Origin of the sequence: Faecalicoccus sp. (assembly GCF_036552745.1) — a bacterium.
GTDB lineage: Bacteria > Bacillota_I > Bacilli_A > Erysipelotrichales > Erysipelotrichaceae > Faecalicoccus.
This window is the reverse complement of record NZ_JAXKBY010000180.1, coordinates 1-8,272: the sequence shown is the minus strand read 5'-3', so window position 1 is coordinate 8,272 and position 8,272 is coordinate 1. Positions and strand designations below refer to the sequence as shown.

The window sequence follows — 8,272 nt, the reverse complement described above, 5'->3', positions numbered from 1 at the left end:
GTAGTGGTGTATTTAAATGCCAAAGGAAGAATCATCACACATAAGATCTTGTATATTGGTACATTGACGGAAAGCTGTGTGCATCCACGTGATATTTTTCATGATGCCTTTATCTATAAAGCACATTCTCTGATCATGGTCCACAATCATCCCAGTGGTGATATCACACCAAGTCCGCAGGATATTGAATTCACAAAACGGATATATGAACTTGCACTTTTATCCGGCATACAACTTTTAGATCATGTGATCGTAGGGAACAAAGACTGGTTCTCCTTTAAACAACATCAATATCTCGATTGAATGATTGAGTGATTCCTATTATAATGGAAGATAGCTTGGGGGAACGCCATGAAACGATTTACACGTTTACAACGTATTTTACTAATTGCCAACATTGTTTTACTGGTGATTGGATGCGCAATGTTAGGATTAAGACAAAATGCGTTATCGAATATGGGATACAGCGCATGGACATATATTAAATATGGGTTGATTGACTATCCTTTAACTTCTTTGACTAATGTATTTAGTGATTTGTCAAACTTATGGCATGTCTATGAAGATAACCAGTATTTAAATGAAGAGCTTGCTATGCAGAAAAGCTATAAGACATTGTATGAAGAGCAACGCAATCGAAATAAAGAACTGGAAGAGCTGGCAGAATTGAATGGAACGCTGAAAGATGCGACAAAGATCACGGCACATGTTCTGGAAAGAGATACCGAAGCATGGGATCAGACGGTTACGATTTCGGCTGGTTCCTCGCAGGGCGTACAGGAAAATATGATCGTCTGTACATCACAGGGAGCTGTTGGATTGATTGAAGAGGTACAAAGCGCGACTTCAACCGTACGGCTTTTGACCAGTGAAGATTTGATCAATGATATCGCCATCAGCATTGCCTTGGAAGATGGAACGACCATTGAAGGTGTACTGGAGCGCTACGATACAAGTCACAGAGCGTATCGAGTTTCTTTATTTGACAACGAGGCAACAGTTACACAGGGACAGGAGGTTTCGACCTCAGGAAGAGGCGGAAATTATCCGAGTGGTATTTATCTGGGACAAGTCAGTGATATGGAAACCAATGATGATGCCATCATTTCAACGATCTATGTCAAGCCTGTTTCAAATATCAGCAGTTTTAACTATGTTACGGTCATAGGAAGCGGGCGAGTGGAATGAAGCTAAGAACTAGTTTGATCTTTATTCTGATCTGTCTATTGATCGATGACTTTTTCGCCTTTGTATGGCCATCGGATTTCACTTATGCGCATATGAGCTTTATCAGTCATCTGGGATTCATGGCTTTGATGTTGCTGGTGGTATCGCAATCGTGGCTCACGCGCATCCTGTTATCGTTTCTGTGTGGCATCATAACGGATTTCTTTTTTACACAGGGTTTTCCATTGCATACGATTCTTTATACGTGTTTTGGCTATGTATGTGGACTTTTGTATCCCTGGATCAAAGATCGCCTGTTATATAGAACCTTATGGGTGTTTGTATTGATGCTTTTGAAGGATATTGTTTGTTTCATTTTCTTTTCGTGGACAGGCACGCTTTCGATCCCATTTAAACAATGGCTTTATACCTTTGGTTTCTTTTCATGGATTCTTAACGGACTACTATTATTGGGACTGGAATATGTTTTGGGGGTCATGGATCGATACACTACGATTCGTCAAAATCGAATCTTAAAAATGGAACGATCGCGCTATAAGAAATTGCGCTTTATGCGGAAATGAGTGTACTCATTTCTTCTTTTTTTTATCGATGTGGTACAATTAGTTCTGGAATGGTGATATTATGAAAAAATTACTTTTATTAGATGGAAATTCAATGTTGTTTCGTGCTTATTATGCTACGCTATATTCCCACAGAATGACGACTTCCAACGGGATTCCCACCAATGCGATCTTTGGCTTTATCATGATGCTCAACAAGGCCATTGAAACGATCGAACCTGATGGAATTTTGGTCGCATGGGATGCTGGTAAGAAAACATTTCGTCATGACAAATTTGAAGCGTATAAAGGAACGCGTAAGCCAATCGATGAAGAACTGATCGTTCAATTCCCGATTGCACGTGAATTTTTAGATACGGCCGGTATTTGCCGCTATGAGATCGAAGGCTATGAAGCCGATGATATTATCGGTTCGATGGCCAAAAGTCATCCGGAAGTACAGACCACGATCTTGACCAGTGACAGAGACTTGTTGCAGCTGGTGGATGCTTCGACAAGCGTTCTGTTGATGAAAAAAGGAATTACGGATATGGAATTGATGGATGCGGCTCATTTCGAAGAAAAATATGGATTGCAGCCACTTCAGATCATAGATTTAAAAGGATTGATGGGAGATTCCAGCGATAATATACCGGGGGTAGCCGGAGTCGGTGAGAAAACCGCAACCAAACTGCTTCAACAATACGCAAGTGTAGAAAATGTATATGCGCATATTGATGAAATCAAAGGAAAACTGAAAGAAAAGCTGGAAAAGGATAAAGACAATGCGTTTATGTCCAAGGAGCTGGCAACGATTTATACGAATGTTGAACTTCCTTTTGAAATCGGTCAAGTTTCTTTTGAGGGCTATAAAGAGTCTGTCAATGATTTTTATAAAAAGTATGAAATGCGCTCGTTGATGACAACGACAAAGCAAGCTTCTAAAAGTGCATGGCCGATCAAAAATGTAACTTCCATCGATATAGATGAAGAAGATTTGTTGTTGATGCCGGTATGCACCAAGGAGAGCTTTTTGATTCAGAAGCTGTATGGTTTTATGATCCCGTATAAAGAAGAAATTCTCTATCTTCGCGTAGAGGATGCCTTAGAAGATGCCGGCTTTAAAAAACTTTTGCGGCGAAAGGATCTGCATACATGGGATGTTAAAGAAACAAATCATCTATTAGACCGGTATGGATTTACAACAGTTGATTTTAAAGAAGATTTGCATATCGCCTGCTTCCTTTTGCATTCGCAGGCAACCGATCTTGATGCATTGGTGTTAGCTTTACATGTTCAACTGCCGGAAAGCTTTCATGATCTTTCCAAAAAACAAAAGAGCGTGGAAGCGTATGCCGAACAAAGAATGGTTCCGGTCATGCAGGTGTTTACTGAAGAGCTTGCCAAGAAGGAAAAGTCGATCTTAGAAAAGCTGAAAGAAGATAATTTGATGGAGCTTTATGAAAATATTGAAAAGCCTCTGATTCCGATCTTATACCATATGGAAAATGAGGGTATCTATATTGATGAGCATACACTGGATGAGATCGGGCAGGCCACTTCTTTTAAGATGAAAGAACTATCCAATGAAATTTATGGATATGCCGATAAGATCTTTAATATCAATTCACCAAAACAGTTAGCTTCGGTCTTGTACGATGATTTAGGCTTAAAGGGTGGAGGACGTAAGCGAAGCACCAGTGCGGAAGTATTGGAAAAACTGCGCGGCGTTCATCCGATTATTGAAAGTTTGTTGGAGTATCGGAAGTTTTCCAAGATCATGTCCACCTACATTGAGGGATTGAAAAAACACATCCAACCGGATCAAAAGATCCATACGACATTTAATCAAACTATGACACAGACAGGACGTCTTTCCAGCAGTGATCCAAACCTGCAAAATATCAGTGTTCGTGATGAAGAAGGACGCGAGATCCGTAAGGCATTTGTGGCTAAGGAAGGACATGTTTTGTTGTCGGCGGACTATTCTCAGATCGAGTTGAGAATGCTGGCGCACATGGCCAATGAAACGCATATGATTCAGGCATTTCAAGAGAATGTCGATATTCACAATAAGACAGCCACTTTGATTTTTCACTGTCAAAGCGATGAAGTCGATAGCAGTATGCGTCGTATTGCCAAGACGGTCAATTTTGGTATTGTATATGGACAGACCGCTTTCGGACTTTCTACACAATTAAAGATTTCACGAAAAGAAGCCACTGAATTTATGGATTCCTATTTTGCCAGTTATCCCAACATTCATCAGTTTATGAATACTTTGATTGAACAATGTAAAGAAAACGGATATGTAGAAACCTTATTCCATCGCCGTCGTATGATTCCGGAAATTAACGATAAAAACTTTATGACAAGGGAATTCGGAAAACGGGCTGCGATGAATGCACCAATTCAGGGAAGTGCTGCGGATTTGATCAAGATTGCCATGATTCGTGTGAATGAAGCTATGAAAAAAGCCAATGTGAAATCAAAAATGCTTTTACAGATTCACGATGAATTGATCTTTGAAGTGCCGGAAGAAGAATTAGATCAGATGAAAGCACTTGTCAAAGAAGCCATGGAGAATGCGATGGAACTGAGAGTTCCTTTAAAGGCCAGCATTCAATCCGGTAAAACATGGTACGAGGCTAAGTAAATGCCGGAAGCACCTGAAGTACAAACTGTGATTTCCACGTTGGAAGTACAGATTCACGATTTACAAATCGAAGAAGTGCAGGTCGTATATCCTAAAATCGTGGAACATACTACCCCGGAAGCCTTTATCAAACGACTTACCGGCCAGCACTTTCGAAAGTTTCTTCGCTGGGGGAAATATCTTTTATTCGTCCTGGATGACTATGATCTGGTAGTGCATTTACGCATGGAAGGTAAGTTTTATTTGTTGAAGCAGCCTTCACAGGATAAGCACGTTCACATTCGTTTTCGTCTAAGCGATGGTAGATGGATGTGCTATCATGATACACGTAAGTTTGGCCGTATGCAGGTGTACACTCACAATAATGATCCATTTTCCCATCCTTGTTTTGAAAAGCTGGGTTATGATGTTCTGGATCCACGATTGGATGGAGCGTATCTGTATCAGAAAATACATCCGTTAAAAAAGAATTTAAAATCGTGCCTGCTGGATCAAAGCATTGTAGCCGGCATCGGTAATATCTATGCCGATGAAATTTGTTTTGCGTGTGGTTTGGATCCACGTTCCCGCAGTGCAAGAATTTCTAAAAAAGATTGCGAAAATCTGGCATTTCATACAAAAAGGATCATGAAAGGGGCTATGAAAGCCGGAGGAACGACCATTCGCAGCTATACATCCAGTCTTGGTGTTACCGGGTTGTTTCAGTTAAAGTTAAAAGTACATGCACAGGCTGGTAAGCCTTGTCCAAACTGTGAGACAACTATACGAAAGATCATCGTATCGCAAAGGGGGACGTATTTATGCCCAAAATGTCAAAAAAGAAAATAATTGCCATTACCGGAAGCATGGGATCGGGGAAATCCATGGTATCGTCCATGTTAAAAGAGAATTTCCCGGTTTTAGATGTCGATCAAGTCAATAGACAGCTGATTGAAAAAGGATACAAGGGATATCGGCAATTAGTAAAAGAAATAAAAATTCCTTTAGATGAAAAAAAGAACATTGATAAACCGGCATTTGCACAATGCATGTTTACCGATAAAGCTTATAAACAAAAAGTGGAGTCGATCTTACATCCACTGATCGTGGAAAGTATGCAGGAATGGATCGAAGAACAGGAAAATACATTAGTTTTTGTAGAAGTTCCTTTATTGTTTGAATCGCATATGGAAGATCTTTTTGATGAGATCTGGTGTGTTGTCTGTGATGAAGAAGTAGCGTTACAAAGACTGGAAACAAAAAGGCATATCACCAGAGAGAATGCTAAAGCGCGTTTAGCCTGTCAGTATTCTCCGGTCATCAAGATGCAGCAAAGTGATGTGATCCTTTATAACAATGGCACCTTGGAACAGCTAAGAGAACAAGTCAAGCTCCATTTAGAAAGGAGCCTTGCATGAGTCGAGAAACTTGTCGTATTCAAATGCCTTTTTCACTTTCGGAACAACAAAGAGATTCGCTGCATCTATTGTATGGAGCTTTGATTGGAAAAGAGGCACAGTATTTGTATGATGTTTTTTCCACATTATCTAAAAAAGAACAACTTTATGATTTACAAGATGTACAGAAAATCGTGCATTTAAGTCCAACCAGGTTTGAATATGCTCGTAAGCAGCTGGAACAATATAATCTCTTACAGACATATCGGGAGACAATCAAAGCTGAATACTTATTTATTTTACAGTCGCCCAAAGATCCGCAACTCTTTTTACAGCATGATATTTATTCAAGGATCTTTTTGGAAAAAGAAGGTTCTTCACAGTTAGATCGTATGAAGCTTTTCTTTTCGAAAGAATCTTTGTGTACGAAAACCATGGTCAACATCAGTGAACCTTTAGATGTATCGATCTTAGAAAACTGGACTTCTAAAAAGGAAGAAGCATTAGATAAAACGCAGATTCATATTCCTTCCAATACAGCCTATCCCTTTGACTTTAATGTGTTGTTTAAAGGGATGGAACGCGTGATACCACAACGTCTTCGCACAAGACAAAATTTGGAGCGTATCTATGATTTAGCGCGTATCTTTGGCATTGATGAAAAAAATATGCGGCGTTATTTGTCTTTAAGCATTGATCCGCAAAAAACAAAGATTGATTTTGAAGGGTTGCGAAACAAGGTGATTGCCGCACAGGATCTTCATACAAATTCGCAGGATCCATATACACTTTCACCAATTGCCTATCTGCAGCAAAAACAAAACGGTATGCCGGTTGCCAGAGCGGATAAGCTCTTATTGGAGAAGATGATGGTAGATTATCGTTTGCCGGCAGAGGTCATCAATGTGCTGATCGACTATGCTTTAAAGGCGACCGATCAAAAGTTCAGTCGATCCTTTGTGGAGAAAGTGGCCAGTTCCTGGGCACGTTTAAAGATCGATACCAAAGAAAAGGCGATGGAACAAACCATTAGTTATAAAAACACAAAAGTGGAAAACGTACCGGAATGGTATGCGGATACAAAGCAGACAGAGCCGGATGAAGAATTAAAGGCAAGAATTGCCCGTCTGCAAGAGAAATTGGGAGAGACAAACCATGGAGAGAATTAAAGTGGCATCAAAGATTACAGAAGATCTATATAAACCGTTGTTGGAAGATGCACGCATCCTTCATTTTTTAAAACAACATCAAAAGGATATCGACTTTTTAAAAAAGTACGCTTCTGATTTTTTTATGTGGCAGGAAACATTGGATAAATGTAAACACTGTCAGGGATTGTTTCAATGTAGTCAACCGTTACAGGGAAAAGTTAAAACATTGGAATTTGATGAAAGCGGATATTTAATTCAAAATTTTGTTTCCTGCAAATACAAGAAGAAGGATGAAAAGAAACACGAACATGAAAGAAATTATCGACTCAGCCATTTAAGCTATCAAGAATTAGAAATTGATTTAAAAGGCATGACAGAACATCAAAGCATGGAATATTTAATGGTTTATGAAAAAATGCTGGAGTCAATAGAGAGTGATAAAGGTGTATTCCTTCATGGACAGCCTGGGGTTGGCAAGACGTATCTTTGTATCGGCATGGCCAATTATTACGCGCAGAATCAAAAGAGCGTTTCCTTTGTGAAAATGCCACAGTTTATCAGTGAATTAAAACAAGCGATGTACGATAATGACTTTCGGCAAAAACAGATGAATGCGTTAAAGTTTTCTGACATTGTGTTCTTAGATGATATCGGTGCCGAGGCTTTAAGTGCCTGGACAAGAGATGAGATCTTACTGCCAATCCTGGAATATCGGATGAATCATAAAAAGAAGACGTATTTTACCAGTAACTATGCTTTAGAGGAACTTTTGAATCAATATATCATTCGGAGGGAGCCAAACTCTAAGGTCAGTGCTTTACGAATTCTGGAAAGAATCAAAAGTTTGGCAGTGATTTGTAAATTATCCGGGGAATCCAGACGTTAATTCTTTTCAAATGCTTACATTTGGAGTAAAATAGACATAGCAAAACATAAAGGAGGAAATTGAAATTATGTTAGTATCTGCTACTGAAATGATCAACAAGGCACATGAAGGACATTATGCGATCGGTGCCTTTAACATCAACAACCTTGAATGGACAAAAGCAATTCTGGCAGCTGCTGAAGAAGTAAAATCACCAGTTATGTTGGGTGTTTCTGAAGGTGCTGCAAAATATATGTGCGGATTCAAGACTGTTGTTGCAATGGTTAAAGAAATCCACGATTATATGGGAATTACTGTTCCTGTAGCAATCCATTTGGATCATGGAACTTACGAAGGAGCTAAAGCTGCTATTGAAGCTGGATTCACTTCTGTAATGTTTGATGGTTCTCACTATGATTTCGAAGAAAACTTGGCTAAATCAAAAGAAATGATCGAATTAGCTCATTCAAAAGGATTGTCTATCGAATGTGAAG

9 protein-coding genes are annotated in these 8,272 nt (G+C 39.4%); all 9 read left to right on the top strand.

All coding sequences use genetic code 11. The features are described 5' to 3' along the window. Nucleotides 1–303 (top strand): JAB domain-containing protein (locus U0M88_RS08685; RefSeq protein ID WP_331869566.1); only part of this gene is annotated, 303 nt, incomplete at its 5' end. Nucleotides 304–351: 48 nt separating this feature from the next. Continuing rightward, complete coding sequence (gene mreC, locus U0M88_RS08680) at nt 352–1,188, top strand: rod shape-determining protein MreC (RefSeq protein WP_272001146.1); 837 nt, start codon at nt 352–354, stop codon at nt 1,186–1,188. Next, nucleotides 1,185–1,751: a rod shape-determining protein MreD gene (mreD, locus tag U0M88_RS08675; protein ID WP_331869565.1), complete on the top strand. Its 567-nt coding sequence runs from the start codon at nt 1,185–1,187 to the stop codon at nt 1,749–1,751. The genes mreC and mreD overlap by 4 nt, the downstream gene beginning before the upstream one ends. 61 nt (nt 1,752–1,812) lie before the next feature. Further along, a complete protein-coding gene (gene polA, locus U0M88_RS08670; RefSeq protein ID WP_331869564.1) occupies nt 1,813–4,386 on the top strand; it encodes a DNA polymerase I in 2,574 nt (857 codons plus the stop codon). Next, entirely contained in the window at nt 4,387–5,214 is an 828-nt protein-coding gene (gene mutM / locus U0M88_RS08665; RefSeq protein ID WP_195221982.1) for a bifunctional DNA-formamidopyrimidine glycosylase/DNA-(apurinic or apyrimidinic site) lyase, read from the top strand. Continuing rightward, nucleotides 5,187–5,783 (top strand): dephospho-CoA kinase, encoded by a 597-nt coding sequence (gene coaE / locus U0M88_RS08660; protein WP_117445292.1) that lies wholly within the window; start codon nt 5,187–5,189, stop codon nt 5,781–5,783. The genes mutM and coaE overlap by 28 nt, the downstream gene beginning before the upstream one ends. Then, nucleotides 5,780–6,931: a DnaD domain protein gene (locus U0M88_RS08655; RefSeq protein ID WP_331869563.1), complete on the top strand. Its 1,152-nt coding sequence runs from the start codon at nt 5,780–5,782 to the stop codon at nt 6,929–6,931. The genes coaE and U0M88_RS08655 overlap by 4 nt, the downstream gene beginning before the upstream one ends. After that, nucleotides 6,918–7,799: an ATP-binding protein gene (locus U0M88_RS08650; protein ID WP_331869562.1), complete on the top strand. Its 882-nt coding sequence runs from the start codon at nt 6,918–6,920 to the stop codon at nt 7,797–7,799. Before U0M88_RS08655 ends, U0M88_RS08650 begins: the two co-directional genes overlap by 14 nt. A gap of 64 nt (nt 7,800–7,863) precedes the next feature. After that, a partial coding sequence (locus U0M88_RS08645; RefSeq protein ID WP_331869567.1) for a class II fructose-bisphosphate aldolase occupies nt 7,864–8,272 on the top strand: 409 nt, incomplete at its 3' end.